Annotated in this window: 25 protein-coding genes; all 25 read right to left on the bottom strand. The window is 66.4% G+C overall.

The features are described from left to right. Positions 1 to 5: 5 nt before the first annotated feature. Positions 6 to 422: a type II toxin-antitoxin system VapC family toxin gene (locus AB0K52_RS03955; protein WP_363526165.1), complete on the bottom strand. Its 417-nt coding sequence runs from the start codon at positions 420 to 422 to the stop codon at positions 6 to 8. Beyond that, a complete protein-coding gene (locus AB0K52_RS03960; RefSeq protein ID WP_363525810.1) occupies positions 415 to 654 on the bottom strand; it encodes an AbrB/MazE/SpoVT family DNA-binding domain-containing protein in 240 nt (79 codons plus the stop codon). Before AB0K52_RS03960 ends, AB0K52_RS03955 begins: the two co-directional genes overlap by 8 nt. 145 nt (positions 655 to 799) lie before the next feature. Next, on the bottom strand, positions 800 to 1,195 hold the full coding sequence (rplR, locus tag AB0K52_RS03965) for a 50S ribosomal protein L18 (RefSeq protein WP_208496290.1): 396 nt from the start codon (positions 1,193 to 1,195) through the stop codon (positions 800 to 802). Then, positions 1,195 to 1,734, bottom strand: coding sequence for a 50S ribosomal protein L6 (rplF, locus tag AB0K52_RS03970; protein WP_363525813.1), 540 nt, complete (start codon positions 1,732 to 1,734; stop codon positions 1,195 to 1,197). Before rplF ends, rplR begins: the two co-directional genes overlap by 1 nt. Before the next feature lie 15 nt (positions 1,735 to 1,749). Continuing rightward, the gene (rpsH, locus tag AB0K52_RS03975) at positions 1,750 to 2,157 is read right to left on the bottom strand and encodes a 30S ribosomal protein S8 (RefSeq protein ID WP_208496288.1); all 408 of its coding nucleotides are present in this window, start codon (positions 2,155 to 2,157) and stop codon (positions 1,750 to 1,752) included. A gap of 84 nt (positions 2,158 to 2,241) precedes the next feature. After that, positions 2,242 to 2,427 carry a type Z 30S ribosomal protein S14 gene (locus AB0K52_RS03980; RefSeq protein WP_030155111.1) on the bottom strand — a complete coding sequence of 62 codons (186 nt, stop codon included), beginning with the start codon at positions 2,425 to 2,427 and terminating at the stop codon, positions 2,242 to 2,244. Beyond that, positions 2,427 to 2,996 (bottom strand): 50S ribosomal protein L5, encoded by a 570-nt coding sequence (rplE, locus tag AB0K52_RS03985; RefSeq protein ID WP_208496287.1) that lies wholly within the window; start codon positions 2,994 to 2,996, stop codon positions 2,427 to 2,429. Before rplE ends, AB0K52_RS03980 begins: the two co-directional genes overlap by 1 nt. Continuing rightward, positions 2,996 to 3,310 carry a 50S ribosomal protein L24 gene (rplX, locus tag AB0K52_RS03990; protein WP_208496286.1) on the bottom strand — a complete coding sequence of 105 codons (315 nt, stop codon included), beginning with the start codon at positions 3,308 to 3,310 and terminating at the stop codon, positions 2,996 to 2,998. Before rplX ends, rplE begins: the two co-directional genes overlap by 1 nt. 3 nt (positions 3,311 to 3,313) lie before the next feature. Then, entirely contained in the window at positions 3,314 to 3,679 is a 366-nt protein-coding gene (rplN, locus tag AB0K52_RS03995) for a 50S ribosomal protein L14 (protein ID WP_208496285.1), read from the bottom strand. A 12-nt stretch (positions 3,680 to 3,691) separates the two neighbouring features. Beyond that, entirely contained in the window at positions 3,692 to 3,961 is a 270-nt protein-coding gene (rpsQ, locus tag AB0K52_RS04000) for a 30S ribosomal protein S17 (RefSeq protein ID WP_208496284.1), read from the bottom strand. Continuing rightward, on the bottom strand, positions 3,958 to 4,191 hold the full coding sequence (rpmC, locus tag AB0K52_RS04005) for a 50S ribosomal protein L29 (protein WP_205326516.1): 234 nt from the start codon (positions 4,189 to 4,191) through the stop codon (positions 3,958 to 3,960). Before rpmC ends, rpsQ begins: the two co-directional genes overlap by 4 nt. Positions 4,192 to 4,193: 2 nt before the next feature. Further along, positions 4,194 to 4,619, bottom strand: coding sequence for a 50S ribosomal protein L16 (gene rplP, locus AB0K52_RS04010; protein ID WP_136528409.1), 426 nt, complete (start codon positions 4,617 to 4,619; stop codon positions 4,194 to 4,196). Between the two features lie 5 nt (positions 4,620 to 4,624). Continuing rightward, positions 4,625 to 5,434, bottom strand: coding sequence for a 30S ribosomal protein S3 (gene rpsC / locus AB0K52_RS04015; protein WP_208496282.1), 810 nt, complete (start codon positions 5,432 to 5,434; stop codon positions 4,625 to 4,627). Continuing rightward, the gene (rplV, locus tag AB0K52_RS04020) at positions 5,434 to 5,898 is read right to left on the bottom strand and encodes a 50S ribosomal protein L22 (protein ID WP_208496281.1); all 465 of its coding nucleotides are present in this window, start codon (positions 5,896 to 5,898) and stop codon (positions 5,434 to 5,436) included. The genes rpsC and rplV overlap by 1 nt, the downstream gene beginning before the upstream one ends. Positions 5,899 to 5,936: 38 nt before the next feature. Further along, the gene (gene rpsS, locus AB0K52_RS04025) at positions 5,937 to 6,218 is read right to left on the bottom strand and encodes a 30S ribosomal protein S19 (RefSeq protein ID WP_208496280.1); all 282 of its coding nucleotides are present in this window, start codon (positions 6,216 to 6,218) and stop codon (positions 5,937 to 5,939) included. A 3-nt stretch (positions 6,219 to 6,221) separates the two neighbouring features. Further along, positions 6,222 to 7,064, bottom strand: coding sequence for a 50S ribosomal protein L2 (rplB, locus tag AB0K52_RS04030; RefSeq protein WP_208496279.1), 843 nt, complete (start codon positions 7,062 to 7,064; stop codon positions 6,222 to 6,224). Positions 7,065 to 7,075: 11 nt separating this feature from the next. Next, on the bottom strand, positions 7,076 to 7,390 hold the full coding sequence (gene rplW / locus AB0K52_RS04035; RefSeq protein WP_208496278.1) for a 50S ribosomal protein L23: 315 nt from the start codon (positions 7,388 to 7,390) through the stop codon (positions 7,076 to 7,078). Then, entirely contained in the window at positions 7,387 to 8,037 is a 651-nt protein-coding gene (rplD, locus tag AB0K52_RS04040) for a 50S ribosomal protein L4 (RefSeq protein WP_363525823.1), read from the bottom strand. The genes rplW and rplD overlap by 4 nt, the downstream gene beginning before the upstream one ends. Before the next feature lie 2 nt (positions 8,038 to 8,039). Then, a complete protein-coding gene (gene rplC, locus AB0K52_RS04045; RefSeq protein ID WP_208496276.1) occupies positions 8,040 to 8,687 on the bottom strand; it encodes a 50S ribosomal protein L3 in 648 nt (215 codons plus the stop codon). Positions 8,688 to 8,694: 7 nt separating this feature from the next. After that, positions 8,695 to 9,003, bottom strand: a complete 309-nt coding sequence (gene rpsJ, locus AB0K52_RS04050; protein ID WP_026922761.1) for a 30S ribosomal protein S10 — start codon at positions 9,001 to 9,003, stop codon at positions 8,695 to 8,697. A gap of 427 nt (positions 9,004 to 9,430) precedes the next feature. Beyond that, positions 9,431 to 10,624, bottom strand: coding sequence for an elongation factor Tu (gene tuf / locus AB0K52_RS04055; protein WP_208496275.1), 1,194 nt, complete (start codon positions 10,622 to 10,624; stop codon positions 9,431 to 9,433). Between the two features lie 128 nt (positions 10,625 to 10,752). Continuing rightward, positions 10,753 to 12,861, bottom strand: a complete 2,109-nt coding sequence (gene fusA / locus AB0K52_RS04060; protein ID WP_363526168.1) for an elongation factor G — start codon at positions 12,859 to 12,861, stop codon at positions 10,753 to 10,755. Positions 12,862 to 12,879: 18 nt separating this feature from the next. Next, positions 12,880 to 13,350 (bottom strand): 30S ribosomal protein S7, encoded by a 471-nt coding sequence (rpsG, locus tag AB0K52_RS04065; protein ID WP_106361877.1) that lies wholly within the window; start codon positions 13,348 to 13,350, stop codon positions 12,880 to 12,882. A 3-nt stretch (positions 13,351 to 13,353) separates the two neighbouring features. Further along, positions 13,354 to 13,725, bottom strand: coding sequence for a 30S ribosomal protein S12 (gene rpsL, locus AB0K52_RS04070; RefSeq protein WP_136528419.1), 372 nt, complete (start codon positions 13,723 to 13,725; stop codon positions 13,354 to 13,356). Between the two features lie 648 nt (positions 13,726 to 14,373). Further along, positions 14,374 to 14,736: a hypothetical protein gene (locus AB0K52_RS04075; protein ID WP_363525828.1), complete on the bottom strand. Its 363-nt coding sequence runs from the start codon at positions 14,734 to 14,736 to the stop codon at positions 14,374 to 14,376. Positions 14,737 to 14,740: the final 4 nt, after the last annotated feature.

Raw genomic sequence — 14,740 nt, forward strand, 5'->3', positions numbered from 1 at the left:
CTTGACTAATCGGGTCCGATCACATCGAGCTTGGGGAAGTAACTCGTGAAGCGGGCAGTGTCCCGGGTAAGCAGGCGATACCCGCGCACCGCGGCGTGCGCCCCGATATAGAAGTCGGGCATCGGGGCGCGCTTCGTCCCGCCCCTTCGCTTGTACAGCGCGAATGCCTTGCCCGCGAGGAACGCCGCCTCCCAAGGAAGGTTCTCGCGCTCGAAGGATTGCATCGGGAGGAAGGCTTCGAGCTGCCCCACCGACTCGAACCGCACTGAGATCTCGGCCAAGACCAGCTGGTTGATGACTACGGTGCCGTCAACCAGCGCGTCAGTGAGCGCCTCGCGCGACCACTCCCGCCATTGGGACTCTTCGCCCGCGATATCGAGCAGCACGTTCGAGTCCACGAGCGTGTGCGCCGACTCAATCATCACGCAGCATCGCCATGAGCTCGTCGGTGGTCTTGTCCATGTTCGCGGTGCCCGCTCCCAGCATACGCCGGACGACCTTTTCCGCCCGGGATCGTGGGTCCGTGATGGCCCTGAGCACGACCTGCCCGTCGATCACGACGAATTCGAACTCGTCCCCTGGACGCCAGCCGTGCTCGGCGCGGATGTCGGCAGGCACGGTGACCTGGCCCTTGGTGTTCATGAGCATTCCCATTGTTGTCACCTCCCCAGGGTAGGTAATACCAGGTGTCAGTGATGACATTCTAGCTCCGGCGGCGTGCCGCGCGCATCGTTCGCGGGGACGCGAAAAGCCGGGTGGAGCCATGGCTCCACCCGGCTTCACAAGCCGTTCTAAGGACTTAGAACTTCAGGCCGTTCTCACGGGCGGCGTCGGCCAGGGCCGCGACGCGGCCGTGGTACTTGACACCGCCGCGGTCGAACACGACCGCTTCGACGCCCGCGGCCTTGGCGCGCTCGGCGACGAGCCGACCGACTTCCTTGGACTTCGCGGTCTTGTCGCCCTCGAAGGCGCGCAGACCGGGCTCCACCGTCGACGCGGCGGCCAGCGTGTGGCCCGTCACGTCGTCGATGACCTGGGCCACGATGTGCTTCGAGGACCGGAAGACCGCGAGACGCGGCTGAGCGGCCGTGCCCGTGATCTTCTTGCGGCCGCGGAAGTGGCGGCGGTTCTTGCCGATCCGGCGGCGCTCGGACACCGACCCGGAGGGGCGGCGGTTTTCGAGTTTGCTAGCCATTACTTACCTGCCTTACCGGCCTTGCGGCGGATGCGCTCGTCGACGTACTTCACGCCCTTGCCCTTGTAGGGCTCCGGCGGACGCAGTCGGCGGATGTTCGACGCGACCTGGCCGACGAGCTGCTTGTCGATACCCTCGACGTGCAGCAGGGTCGGCTTCTCGACCGTGAACGAGATGCCCTCCGGGGCGTCCACCTGGATGGTGTGGGAGAAGCCGAGGCTCATCTCCACGCCCTTGCCCTTGGCGACGGCCCGGTAACCGGTGCCGTTGATCTCGAGGGACTTCTTGTAGCCCTCCGAGACGCCGACGACCAGGTTGTTGACGAGGCTCCGCGCCAGGCCGTGGAGGGCCCGGGACTTGCGCTCGTCGTTGGGGCGGGTGATCGAGACCGACCCGTCCTCGTTCTTCTCGATGCCGATCGGCTCGGGCAGCTCGATGCTGAGCTGGCCCTTGGGGCCCTTCACGGTCACCGTCGCACCGTCGATCTTGACGTCGACGCCGGAGGGCACCAGAATCGGCTGCTTCCCAATGCGGGACATGCTTATACCCTCCTGCTACCAGACGTAGGCGATGACTTCGCCGCCCACGCCGCGCTTGCGAGCCTGACGGTCCGTCAGCAGGCCCTGGGACGTGGACACGATGGCCACACCCAGGCCGCCGAGGACGCGCGGCAGCTCAGTGGACTTGGCGTAGACCCGCAGGCCCGGCTTGGAGACGCGGCGCAGGCCCGCCAGGGACCGCTCGCGGCGCTCGCCGAACTTCAGGTCGATGACCAAGGTCTTGCCGACTTTGCCCTCTTCAGGGTCCTCGACGCGCCACTCGGCGATGTAGCCCTCCTGCTTGAGGACTTCCGCGATGGAAGCCTTCATCTTGGAGTGCGGCATCGTGAGCTGGTCGTGGTACGCCTGGTTGGCGTTCCGCAGACGGGTCAGCATGTCTGCGATCGGGTCGGTCATTGTCATTTGCGTTGTGTACCTTTCTCACCCCGGTTCCCCGCCTTGTGAACCATGGCGGGGCCTGTGGCGATCGGAGCTGTAGGCCTGGGTTTACCAGGAGGCCTTGTGGACGCCCGGGAGTTCACCCGCGTGGGCCATGTCGCGCACGCAGACGCGGCACAGGCCGAACTTGCGGTAGACGGCCTTCGGCCGGCCGCACTTCTGGCAGCGGGTGTAGGCGCGCACGGCGAACTTCGGCTTCCGCTTGGCCTTCGCGATGAGGGCTTTCTTCGCCATTAGTCGTTCTCCTTGAACGGGAAGCCGAGCAGCTTCAGGAACGCCCGGCCTTCGTCGTCGGTCTTCGCGGTGGTCACCAGCGTGATGTCCATACCGCGAACCCGGTCGATCTTGTCCTGGTCGATCTCGGGGAACACGCTCTGCTCGGTGAGACCGAAGGTGTAGTTCCCGTTGCCGTCGAACTGCTGGTCCGAGAGACCGCGGAAGTCGCGGATGCGCGGCAGCGCGATCGCCAGGAGGCGGTCGAGGAACTCCCACATGCGGTCGCCGCGGAGGGTCACCTTCGCGCCGATCGCCTGGCCCTCGCGCAGCTTGAACTGCGCGATCGACTTCTTCGCCCGGCGGACGAGGGGCTTCTGACCGGTGATGGTGGTCAGGTCCTCGAGCGCGCCGTTGATGAGCTTCGAGTCGCGAGCGGCCTCGCCGACACCCATGTTCACCACGATCTTCGTCAGACCGGGGATCTGGTGGATGTTGACGTACTTGAACTGGTCCTGCAGCGCCGGCCGGATCTCGGAGCGGTAAGTCTCCTTGAGGCGGGGCTGCACCTTCTCTGCAACGTCGGTCATTACAGGTCCTTACCCGTCCGCTTCGAAACACGGACCTTGCGGCCGTCGTCGCCGAACCGGTAGCCCACGCGGGTGGGCTGGTTGTCGGCGTCCAGGACCTGCACGTTCGAGACGTGGATCGCGGCTTCCTGCACCACGATGCCACCGGTCCTCGAACCGCGCGCGGTCTGCCCGGCCTTGGTGTGCTTGGTGATGCGGTTGACGCCCTCGACGAGCACGCGCTCGCGGTCGGGGTACGCCTCCAGCACCAGTCCCTCGGCACCCTTGTCCTTGCCGGCGATGACGCGGACTCGGTCGCCCTTCTTGATCTTCATCTCTTACAGCACCTCCGGTGCGAGGGAGATGATCTTCATGAACTGCTTGTCGCGCAGCTCGCGGGCGACCGGCCCGAAGATACGGGTCCCTCGCGGTTCGCCGTCCTTGACGAGGACGGCGGCGTTCTCGTCGAACTTGATGTACGTGCCGTCGGGACGGCGCGTCTCCTTGACCGTGCGAACGATGACCGCCTTGACGACGTCACCCTTCTTCACCCCGGCACCCGGGTTGGCGTCCTTGACGGAGGCCACGATCGTGTCGCCGATACCGGCGTAGCGTCGGCCGGAGCCGCCGAGGACACGGATGCACAGGATCTCCCGCGCACCGGTGTTGTCGGCGACCTTGAGCCGCGACTCTTGCTGAATCACGTCCCGATCCTCCTACTTCGCCTTCTCGAGGATCTCGACGATGCGCCAACGCTTGGTCTTGGACAGCGGACGGGTCTCCATGATGGAGACGCGGTCGCCGATCCCGGCCTCGTTGTTCTCGTCGTGAGCCTTGTACTTCTTGTTGGACCTGATGACCTTGCCGTACAGCGGGTGCTTCTTGCGGTCTTCGACCTCGACGACAGCGGTCTTGTCCATCTTGTCGCCGACGACCATGCCCTCAAGCACCTTGCGCCGGCCGCGAGTCTGAGTTTCCTCGCTCACTTCTCAACCTCCTCCGGCGCGGCGCTGAGGCCCAGCCGGCGCTCGTTCATGACGGTGTAGATCCGCGCGATCTCCTTGCGGACCAGACCGAGCTCGTGGTTGTTCTCCAGCTGGCCCGTCGCGTTGCGGACCCGCAGGTTGAACAGTTCTTCCTTCTTCTCCACGAGCTTCGCCTGGAGTTCCTTGTCGTTGAGCTCGCGCAGCTCACCGGTGTCGATACCAGTAGCCATGACTACTCACCTGCCCCTTCACGAGAGACGATGCGGCACTTCATCGGGAGCTTGTGGATCGCCCGCTGGAGCGCCTCGTGGGCGATCTCCTCGGTCGGGTACGACAGCTCGAACATGACGCGGCCGGGCTTGACGTTGGCGACCCAGAACTCGGGCGAACCCTTACCGGAACCCTGACGGGTCTCGGCCGGCTTCTTCGTGATCGCACGGTCCGGGAAGATCGTGATCCAGACCTTGCCGCCACGCTTGATGTGGCGGGTCATGGCGATACGAGCGGACTCGATCTGCCGGTTGGTCACGTAGCTGTGCTCCAGCGCCTGGATGCCGTACTCGCCGAAGGAGACCTTCGTGCCGCGAGTGGCCTTGCCCTTGCGCTTCGGAGCGTGAGGCTTCCGGTAACCGCGCGGCGGTTTCCGTGGCATGAGCATGTCGCTTAGCCCTCCTGCTTCTCGGTCTCAGCGGCGGGCGCGGCGACGGCGGCCTCGGCAGGCTGAGCGGCGCCACGGCCGCCACGGCCGCGTCCGCCACGGGCGGCGCCGGCTCCGCCGCGGCCACCACGGCCGCCGCGGTCGGGACCGGAGTCCCGGCGACGCTGCACCTGCTCGGCCTGCTCCTTGAGCGTGGCCTCACCCTTGTAGATCCACACCTTCACGCCGATGCGGCCGAAGGTCGTGGCGGCCTCGAACAGGCCGTAGTCGATGTTCGCGCGCAGCGTGTGCAGCGGGACCTGGCCCTCGCGGTACTGCTCGGAACGGCTCATCTCGGCGCCGCCGAGGCGGCCCGAGCACTGCACCTTGATGCCCTTCACGGTCGGGTTGCGCATGGCCGACTGAATGGCCTTGCGCATCGCGCGACGGAAGTTGACACGGCTGGACAGCTGCTCCGCGACGCCCTGGGCGACGAGCTGCGCATCGATGTCGGGGTTCTTGACCTCGATGATGTTCAGCTGGACCTGCTTGCCGGTCAGCTTCTCCAGGTTGCCGCGCAGACGATCGGCCTCGGCGCCCTTGCGGCCGATGACGATGCCCGGGCGGGCGGTGTGGATGTCGACGCGGACCCGCTCGCGGGTGCGCTCGATGTCGACCTTGCTGATGCCGGCGCGCTCGAGACCCTTGGTCATGAGCTGGCGGATCTTGACGTCTTCCCCGACGTAGTCGGCGTACTCCTTGTCGGCGTACCAACGCGACGTCCAGTCGGCGCTGATGCCGAGGCGGTACCCGTGCGGGTGGATTTTCTGACCCATTAGGCGGTCTCCTCCTTCTCAGCGTTCTCGGACTTCACGTCGGCCTCCACCGGCTTCGGCGCGGCGGCCTTGGGCCGGCGGACCGAGGGAGAAGCGGACTGCTTGGCCTGGACCGACTCGACCACCACGGTGATGTGGCTGGTGCGCTTGTTGATCCGGTAGGCGCGACCGTGGGCGCGCGGACGGTACCGGCGCATGGTCGGGCCCTCGTCGACCTTGATCTCGGACACCAGGAGCGACTCCGGGTCCAGACCGAGGTTGTTCTCGGCGTTCGCCTGAGCCGACGCGATGACCTTGTACACGATCTCGGCCGCGCTGAAGGGCGCGAACTCGAGGGTCGTCAAGGCCTCGTCCACGGGCAGACCACGCACGAGGTCGACGACGCGGCGCGCCTTGCGGGGAGCTACGCGGACGTACCGCGCCACCGCGCGCGCCTTCGGAGCCTCCTGCTCCACTGTTGCCATCGTTCTAAATCCTTCGTTCGTTTCTCATAGCCCGTGGCCTAGCGGCGACGGCTCTTCCGGTCGTCCTTCTCGTGCCCGCGGAACGTGCGGGTGGGAGCGAACTCGCCGAGCTTGTGCCCGACCATGTTCTCCGTGACGTAGACCGGAACGTGCTTGCGACCGTCGTGCACGCCGAAGGTCAGCCCGATGAAGTCCGGGGTGATCGTCGAACGGCGCGACCACGTCTTGATGACGTTCTTGCTCTTGGTCTCGATCGCAACGTCCACCTTCTTCTGCAGGTGGTCGTCGATGAACGGGCCCTTCTTGAGGCTGCGAGCCATGGACTACTTCCCTCGCTTCCGGTTGACATTGCGACGACGGACGATGAGCCGGTCGTTCGGGTGGTTGCGCTTGCGGGTGCGACCCTCGGGCTTGCCCTGCGGGTTCACCGGGTGGCGACCACCGGACGTACGGCCTTCACCACCACCGTGCGGGTGGTCGACCGGGTTCATGACGACACCGCGGACGGTCGGGCGCCAGCCCTTCCAGCGCATGCGGCCGGCCTTGCCCCAGTTGATGTTGCCCTGCTCGGCGTTGCCGACCTCGCCGATGGAGGCGCGGCAGGTCACCTGGACCAGGCGGATCTCGCCGGACGGCATGCGCAGGTGCGCGTACTTGCCTTCACGGGCGAGGAGCTGGATCGAGGCGCCCGCGGAGCGGCCGAGGGCGGCGCCGCCGCCCGGCTTGAGCTCCACCGCGTGGACCGTGGTACCGACCGGGATGTGACGCAGCTCCAGCGAGTTGCCGGGCTTGATGTCGGCCTCCGGGCCGTTCTCGATCACGTCACCCTGCTTGATGCCCTTGGGGGCCAGGATGTAGCGCTTCTCGCCGTCCGCGTAGTGCAGGAGGGCGATGTTCGCCGTGCGGTTCGGGTCGTACTCGATGTGCGCGACCTTGGCGGGGATGCCGTCCTTGTCGTGGCGACGGAAGTCGATCACGCGGTAACGGCGCTTGTGGCCGCCGCCGCGGTGACGGGTCGAGATCTTGCCCGAGTTGTTGCGGCCGCCGGTCTTGGAGATCGGGCGGAGCAGCGACTTCTCGGGGGTCGAACGGGTGATCTCGGCGAAGTCGGAGACGCTCGAGCCACGACGCCCGGGCGTCGTCGGCTTGTACTTGCGAATAGCCATGCTTCTTGCTCCTACGAGATCTGTCCGCCGAAGATCTCACCCAGGCGACCGGGGTCGCCTTCCACGGTGATGATCGCGTGCTTGACACTCTTGCGCTGACCCCAGCCGGTGCGGGTGCGCTTGCGCTTGCCCGACCGGTTCAGGGTGTTGACGCTCTTGACGTCCACGTTGAAGATCTGCTTGACGGCGATCTTGATGTGGCTCTTGTTGGCGCGCGGGTCGACCTCGAAGGTGTACTTGCCCTCGCCGAGGAGGGTGTAGGTCTTCTCCGAGATGACCGGCTTGATGATGATGTCGCGCGGGTCGGCGACGGTCACTTCGCTCACGCCGCGACCTCCTGCTCAGTCCGGTCAGCGATGAACGCCTCGATGGCGGCCTCGCTGAACACGATGTCCTCGTTGTTGAGCACGTCGTAGGTGTTGACCTGGCCCCAGTCGAGGAGGTGCACCTCGGGCAGGTTCCGCAGGCTCAGGGCCGCGGTCTGCTCGTCGCGCGTCAGCACCACCAGGACCTTGGAGGACTCGGTGATCGCGGCCAGAGCGGCCTGCGCGGTCTTCAGCTTGGGCTCGTCGCCCTCGATGAAGGCGTCGATGACGTGCACGTTGTCACCGCGGACCCGGTCGGTGAGGGCGCCCGCGAGAGCGGCGGCCTTCATCTTCTTGGGGGTCCGCTCGGCGAACGACCGCGGCTGCGGGCCGTGGACGACGCCGCCGCCGGTGAACTGCGGCGCGCGGATCGAGCCCTGACGGGCGCGACCGGTGCCCTTCTGGCGGTACGGCTTCTTGCCGCCGCCGCGGACCTCCGCGCGGGTCTTGGTCTTGGCCGAGCCCGTGCGGGCGGCGGCCAGCTGCGCCGTGACGACCTGGTGCATGAGCGGGATGTTCGGCTCGACGTCGAAGATCGACGCCGGGAGCTCGATGGTCTTCCCGGTCTCAGCGCCAGAGGCGTTCTTGACGTTGATTTCGAGGCTCATGGTTATGCCACCTGCTTGACTGCCGTGCGGACGAGCACCAGGCCGTTCTTCGGCCCGGGGATGGCGCCCACGATGAGCAGCAGACCGCGCTCGGCGTCGACCGCCTGGATGCGCAGGTTCTGCGTGGTGTGACGGGCGTGGCCCATCCGGCCGGCCATGCGCATGCCCTTGAAGACGCGGCCCGGGGTGGCGCAGCCACCGATCGAACCGGGGGCGCGGTGGACCTTGTGCGCACCGTGGCTGGCGGGGAGACCGCCGAAGCCGTGGCGCTTCATGACGCCGGCGAAGCCCTTGCCCTTGGTGGTGCCGGTGACGTCCACGAGCTGACCGGATTCGAAGATCGTCGCTTCGACGGTCTGGCCGAGGTCGTAGTCGGCGGCGTCCGAGGTGCGCAGTTCGACGAGGTGGCGACGCGGAGCGACGCCGGCCTTCTCGAAGTGGCCCTGGAGCGGCTTGGTCACGTTCTTGAGTTTGATGTCGCCGAAGCCCAGCTGCACGGCCGAGTAGCCGTCGACATCGGGCTTGCGAACCTGGGTGACCACGTTCGGTCCGGCCTGCACCACCGTGACGGGCACGGCGCGGCCGTTCTCGTCCCAAACCTGGGTCATGCCGAGCTTGGTGCCCAGGATTCCCTTGATCTGCCTGTCCATTGGTCCCCTACAGCTTGATCTCGATGTCGACGCCGGCCGGGAGGTCAAGGCGCATCAACGAGTCGACCGTCTTCGGGGTCGGGTCGAGAATGTCGATGAGGCGCTTGTGCGTGCGCATCTCGAAGTGCTCGCGCGAGTCCTTGTACTTGTGCGGCGACCGGATCACGCAGAAGCGGTTGATCTCAGTCGGCAGCGGCACCGGCCCGGAGATGGCAGCACCGGTACGGGTGACCGTCTCCACGATCTTGCGGGCCGAGGAGTCCACGACCTCGTGGTCGTAGGCCTTCAGCCTGATGCGGATCTTCTGTCCCGCCATGTGTCCTAACCTTACGTAAATTGGCTGTTCAGACCGCTCCACGCGGTCGGGCGTGTCGCGAGTTCGAGACTGACTTGGGCACAGCTGTGCCTTCTGCTGGTCTCTTTGGCTCGCCCGCCTGCCCGCCATGAAACGGTCCCTCTCAGCACGGCAAGTGCCTACTCGGGCCCGCGGGCCGGGCGTGAGCACCGGTGTCCTGCGCAGTGCACAGCACTGGGGACGCCGGAGCGTACGCAACCTGAATATTATGCCTGCTCCCCCATGCGCCCAGCAAGCTGGGGTCGGGCAACAGTGGGACAGGTTACGCGTATGCGTGGTGTCCGCGTCTCGACCGCCGGACCGGAGGATATCCCCGGTCACAGTGCGTTCTCGGTGAGACGCAAGTAAACCGGGGTGGCTCACTGGTGAGCCACCCCGGCACTAGGTCTTACTTGAGGACCTTGGTGACGCGGCCGGAGCCGACCGTGCGGCCACCCTCGCGGATCGCGAAGAGCAGACCCTCGTCCATGGCGATGGGCTGGATGAGCTCCACCTTCATGTCGGTGTTGTCACCCGGCATGACCATCTCGGTGCCCTCGGGGAGGGTCACGACGCCGGTCACGTCGGTGGTCCGGAAGTAGAACTGCGGACGGTAGTTGTTGAAGAACGGCGTGTGGCGGCCGCCCTCGTCCTTCGAGAGGATGTAGACCGCGGCCTCGAAGTCGGTGTGCGGGGTGGTCGTGCCAGGCTTGACGACGACCATGCCGCGCTCGACCTCTTCGCGCTTGGTGCCGCGGAGCAGGAGGCCCACGTTCTCACCGGCGCGCGCGTCGTCGAGGGTCTTGCGGAACATCTCGATGGCGGTCACCTTGGTGGTGATGGCGCCCTCGCGGATGCCGACGATCTCGACTTCCTCGTTGGGGAGGAGCACACCGCGCTCCACACGACCGGTCACGACGGTGCCGCGGCCGGTGATGGTGAAGACGTCCTCGATCGGCATGAGGAACGGCAGGTCGGTGGCGCGCTCCGGCTCCGGGACCGAGTCGTCGACGGCCTGCATGAGGTCGGCGACGGCGTTGACCCACTTCTCTTCGCCCTCGAGGGCGCCGAGGGCGGAGACCTGGACGACCGGGGCGTCGTCGCCCGGGAAGCCCTGGTCGGACAGGAGCTCACGGACCTCCATCTCGACGAGCTCGAGGATTTCCTCGTCGTCGACCATGTCGGACTTGTTGAGCGCCACGACCACGTAGGGAACGCCGACCTGGCGGGCGAGGAGGACGTGCTCGCGGGTCTGCGGCATGGGGCCGTCAGCGGCGGACACGACCAGGATCGCGCCATCCATCTGAGCGGCACCGGTGATCATGTTCTTGATGTAGTCGGCGTGCCCGGGGCAGTCGACGTGCGCGTAGTGACGCGCCTCGGTCTGGTACTCGACGTGCGAGATCGAGATGGTGATACCGCGCTGGCGCTCCTCGGGAGCGTTGTCGATCTCGTCGAACGGCGTGTACGGGTTCAGGTCCGGGAACTTGTCGTGCAGGACCTTGGTGATCGCCGCGGTGAGCGTGGTCTTGCCGTGGTCGACGTGACCGAGCGTACCGATGTTGACGTGCGGCTTGTTCCGCTCGAACTTGGCCTTTGCCACTTCGTCCTCCTGTGGACTGGTTAAATCTGGTTTGACTTATCTGACCTATTGCGTCGCTTTGGAACTCAGCGCCTCTGCTGGCAACAGGTGGTCAGCGCCGGGCGCCCAGGCTTGGGCGCCCGAAACGCTTACTCGCCTGTCGCCTTGGCGATGATCTCCTTGGCGACGTTCGCCGGGACTTCGGCGTAGGTGTCGAACTGCATCGAGTAGTTCGCACGCCCGGCCGTCTTCGACCGCAGGTCGCCGACGTAACCGAACATCTCGGACAGCGGCACCTTGGCCACGACCGTGCGGTCGTTGCCGCGCTCGCCCATCTCCTGGACCATGCCGCGGCGGGAGTTGATGTCGCCGATGACGTCGCCCATGTTGTCTTCCGGGCAGATGACCTCGACGGCCATCACCGGCTCGAGCAGCACCGGACGAGCCCGCTTCGCGGCCTCCTTCAGCGCCATGCGGCCGGCGATCTTGAAGGCCATCTCCGAGGAGTCGACCTCGTGGTACTGACCGTCGATCAGTTCCATCTTGACGCCCACGAGCGGGAAGCCCGCCAGGACGCCGTCCGGCAGCGCGTCCTCCGCGCCGGCCTTGACCGACGGGATGTACTCGCGCGGAATGCGACCGCCGGAGATCTGGTCGTCGAACTCGAAGACGGTGTCCTCGTTCGACTTCATCTCCAGGGGCTCGAGGTTGACGAGCACGCGCGCGAACTGACCGGAACCACCGGTCTGCTTCTTGTGCAGGTACTCGACCTTCTCCACCCGCTGGGTGATGGTCTCGCGGTAGGCCACCTGGGGCTTGCCGATGTTCGCCTCGACGCCGAACTCCCGCTTGATGCGGTCGACCATGATGTCGAGGTGGAGCTCGCCCATGCCCGAGAGCACGGTCTGCCCGGTCTCCTCGTCGGTCTTGACGCGGAAGGTCGGGTCCTCCTCGGCCAGGCGCTGGATCGCGGTGCCCAGCTTGTCCTGGTCGGCCTTCGACTTCGGCTCGATGGCCACGTCGATAACCGGCTCCGGGAAGATCATCGACTCCAGGATGACCTGCTTGTTCGAGTCGGAGAGCGTGTCACCGGTGGTGGTGCCCTTGAGGCCCTGCACCGCGATGATGTCGCCCGCCTGCGCCGACCCGCGCTCTTCGCGCTTGTTGGCGTGCATCTGGTAGATCTTGCCGATGCGCTCCTTGCGGCTCTTGGTCGAGTTGATGACCTGAGTGCCGGACTCGACCGTGCCGGAGTAGATCCGGACGTAGGTGAGTCGACCGAGGTGCTTGTCGGTCTGGATCTTGAACGCGAGGCCCGCGAAGGGCTCCTCGACGTCCGGGTGGCGCTCGGCCGGGGTCTCGTTGTCGGTGAGGGTCCCCTGGATCGCCGGGATGTCGAGCGGGCTCGGCAGGTAGTCCACGACCGCGTCGAGCAGGGGCTGCACGCCCTTGTTCTTGAACGCGGTGCCGCAGAGCACCGGGTTGATCTGGTTGGCGATGGTGGCCTTGCGGATCGCGGCCTTGACATCGGCGACCGAGATCTCCTCGCCCTCCAGGAAGCGCTCGGCGAACTCGTCGTCGACGTCCGAGAGGGTCTCCAGGAGCTTCTCGCGGTACTCCTCGGCCTGCTCGGCCAGGTCCGCGGGAATCTCCTCGACCTCGTAGTTCTCGCCCAGACCGGTCTCGCCGCGCCACACCTTGGCGTGCATCTCGACCAGGTCGACGACGCCGATGAAGTCGGCCTCGTTACCGATCGGGAGCTGGATCACCGCGGTGTTCGAGTTGAGGCGGTCCTGCATCATCTCGACGCAGCGGAAGAAGTTCGCGCCCGTGCGGTCGAGCTTGTTGACGAAGCACATGCGCGGGACGTCGTACTTGTTCGCCTGACGCCACACGTTCTCGGTCTGCGGCTCCACGCCGGCCACACCGTCGTAGACGGCGATGGCGGAGTCGAGCACGCGCAGCGAGCGCTCCACTTCGACGGTGAAGTCGACGTGGCCGGGCGTGTCGATGATCTGGATGATGTTGTCGCCCCAGGAGCACTTGGTAGCGGCGGAGGTGATGGTGATACCACGCTCCTGCTCCTGCTCCATCCAGTCCATGGTCGCGGCGCCGTCGTGGACCTCACCGATCTTGTGCGACACGCCCGTGTAGTACAGGATGCGCTCGGTGGTGGTCGTCTTGCCGGCGTCGATGTGGGCCATGATGCCGATGTTGCGGAGCTTGGCGAGCTCCGCATTAGCTTTGTTAGCCACGATCTCTCAGTCTCTCTGCGACTACCAGCGGTAGTGCGCGAATGCCTTGTTGGAATCGGCCATCTTGTGCGTGTCCTCGCGCTTCTTGACCGCGGCGCCGAGGCCGTTCGAAGCGTCCAGGATCTCGTTCGTCAGACGCTCGACCATGCTCTTCTCACGGCGGTCGCGGGCGTAGCCGACGAGCCAGCGCAGGCCCAGCGTGGTGGCGCGCTGCGGGCGCACGTCCACGGGGACCTGGTAGGTGGCGCCACCGACGCGGCGGGAGCGGACCTCGAGGGTCGGCTTCACGTTGTCGAGCGCGCGCTTGAGGATCACCACGGGGTCCGAGTCGGCCTTCTGGCGGCAGTTCTCGAGGGCTTCGTAGACGATGCGCTCGGCGAGGCGGCGCTTGCCGTCCTTGAGGACCTTGTTGATGAGCTGGGTGACGAGCACCGAGTTGTAGACCGGGTCGGCGGTAAGCGGCCGGCGCGGCGCGGGACCTTTACGCGGCATGGCTTACTTCTCCTTCTTCGCGCCGTAGCGGCTGCGGGCCTGCTTGCGGTCGCGGACACCCTGGGTGTCGAGCGCGCCGCGGATGATCTTGTAGCGGACACCGGGCAGGTCGCGGACACGACCGCCGCGCACGAGCACGATGGAGTGCTCCTGCAGGTTGTGGCCCACACCCGGGATGTAGGCGGTGACCTCGGTGCCGTTCATGAGGCGCACGCGGGCGACCTTGCGCATGGCCGAGTTCGGCTTCTTCGGCGTCGTGGTGTACACGCGCGTGCACACGCCGCGGGCCTGCGGGCTGCCCTTCAGCGCGGGCGTCTTGGTTTTGCTGGTCTTGACCTTGCGGCCGTTCCGGACCAGCTGCTGGATGGTTGGCACTGAGCCGAACCCCTCTCAACAGTCGACGGTTGCGTATTCCTGACAGTGCGGCGTCACCTGTTCACCCGCGCGCCTGCTTCCGGCCGTATAACGGCCCAGCTCAGCGGCGTGGGTTCCCGTCCCCCGCGTTCGGGCGTGTCGCGTCTCTCCGGACCCATACCCGCGCCCGGCGGACCGATGATCCGCCGCGTAGCGAGTTCAGACGCGTTCGTGAAGCGATCTCCTCGGAGACCGGCTAAAGAGCCGTGTTCACGAAGCCCCCAGTGCGAGGGATGCGTGCCGATGACGCCAGCCGACGGGATCAGATCCCGCCATCTTGCAGGCACGCAACCTGGCCTGGCTCTCACGGGGACCGAGCTGCCGGAGTTGACAGGGCCACCATGCCGCTCAAAGCGGTGTCCAGGCGCAAGGGAGAAGCCTACCTAGCCTAACGAACAAGGTCAAAGCCGTTTTCCGACCGCAAGGCATCCGTGTTCAGTGTCACGGAGTTGCGCCGGAGCCCGGCTCGCAAGCTTCACCGCGGCGGGGCCTCGGCCTGATTCGTTCGGTGCGGTAGACACACCGTGGCCTATATTAGCTCGCGATACGGGACGGCCCCGCGCGGGATGCCTCCGGAGAGGCGCTGTTCACCAGCAGTTCCCTCAGGCGTCAGCCTGAAACCGCGACGCTCCCGTCGTAGCTCGGACCGCCCGCCGTCCGAGCGAGTTCGAGGACCCAGAAGAGCAAGGCCGCCACCACGACCGCGGCGCTGATGCCGATGGCGATCCAGGCGAGCCGACGGATCGAAGCCAACCGGGAGCCGCCGAGCAGGAACCCTTCCGAGGCGCGGATGTCGGCCTCGGCCTGCCGGGCGAGCACGAGCGCGATGAAAGCCGGAATCACCCCGCCGACGAAGAGCGACAACGCGACTCCGACACCCGCGAGCAACCGGGCCGCCACCACCTTCGTCGACTCCACCGGCTCCGGATCATCCGGATGCCGAACCCCGAAAACCCCGCGCACCTCAACCACCCGC

Origin of the sequence: Glycomyces sp. NPDC049804 (assembly GCF_040674615.1) — a bacterium.
Lineage (GTDB): Bacteria > Actinomycetota > Actinomycetes > Mycobacteriales > Micromonosporaceae > Glycomyces > Glycomyces niveus.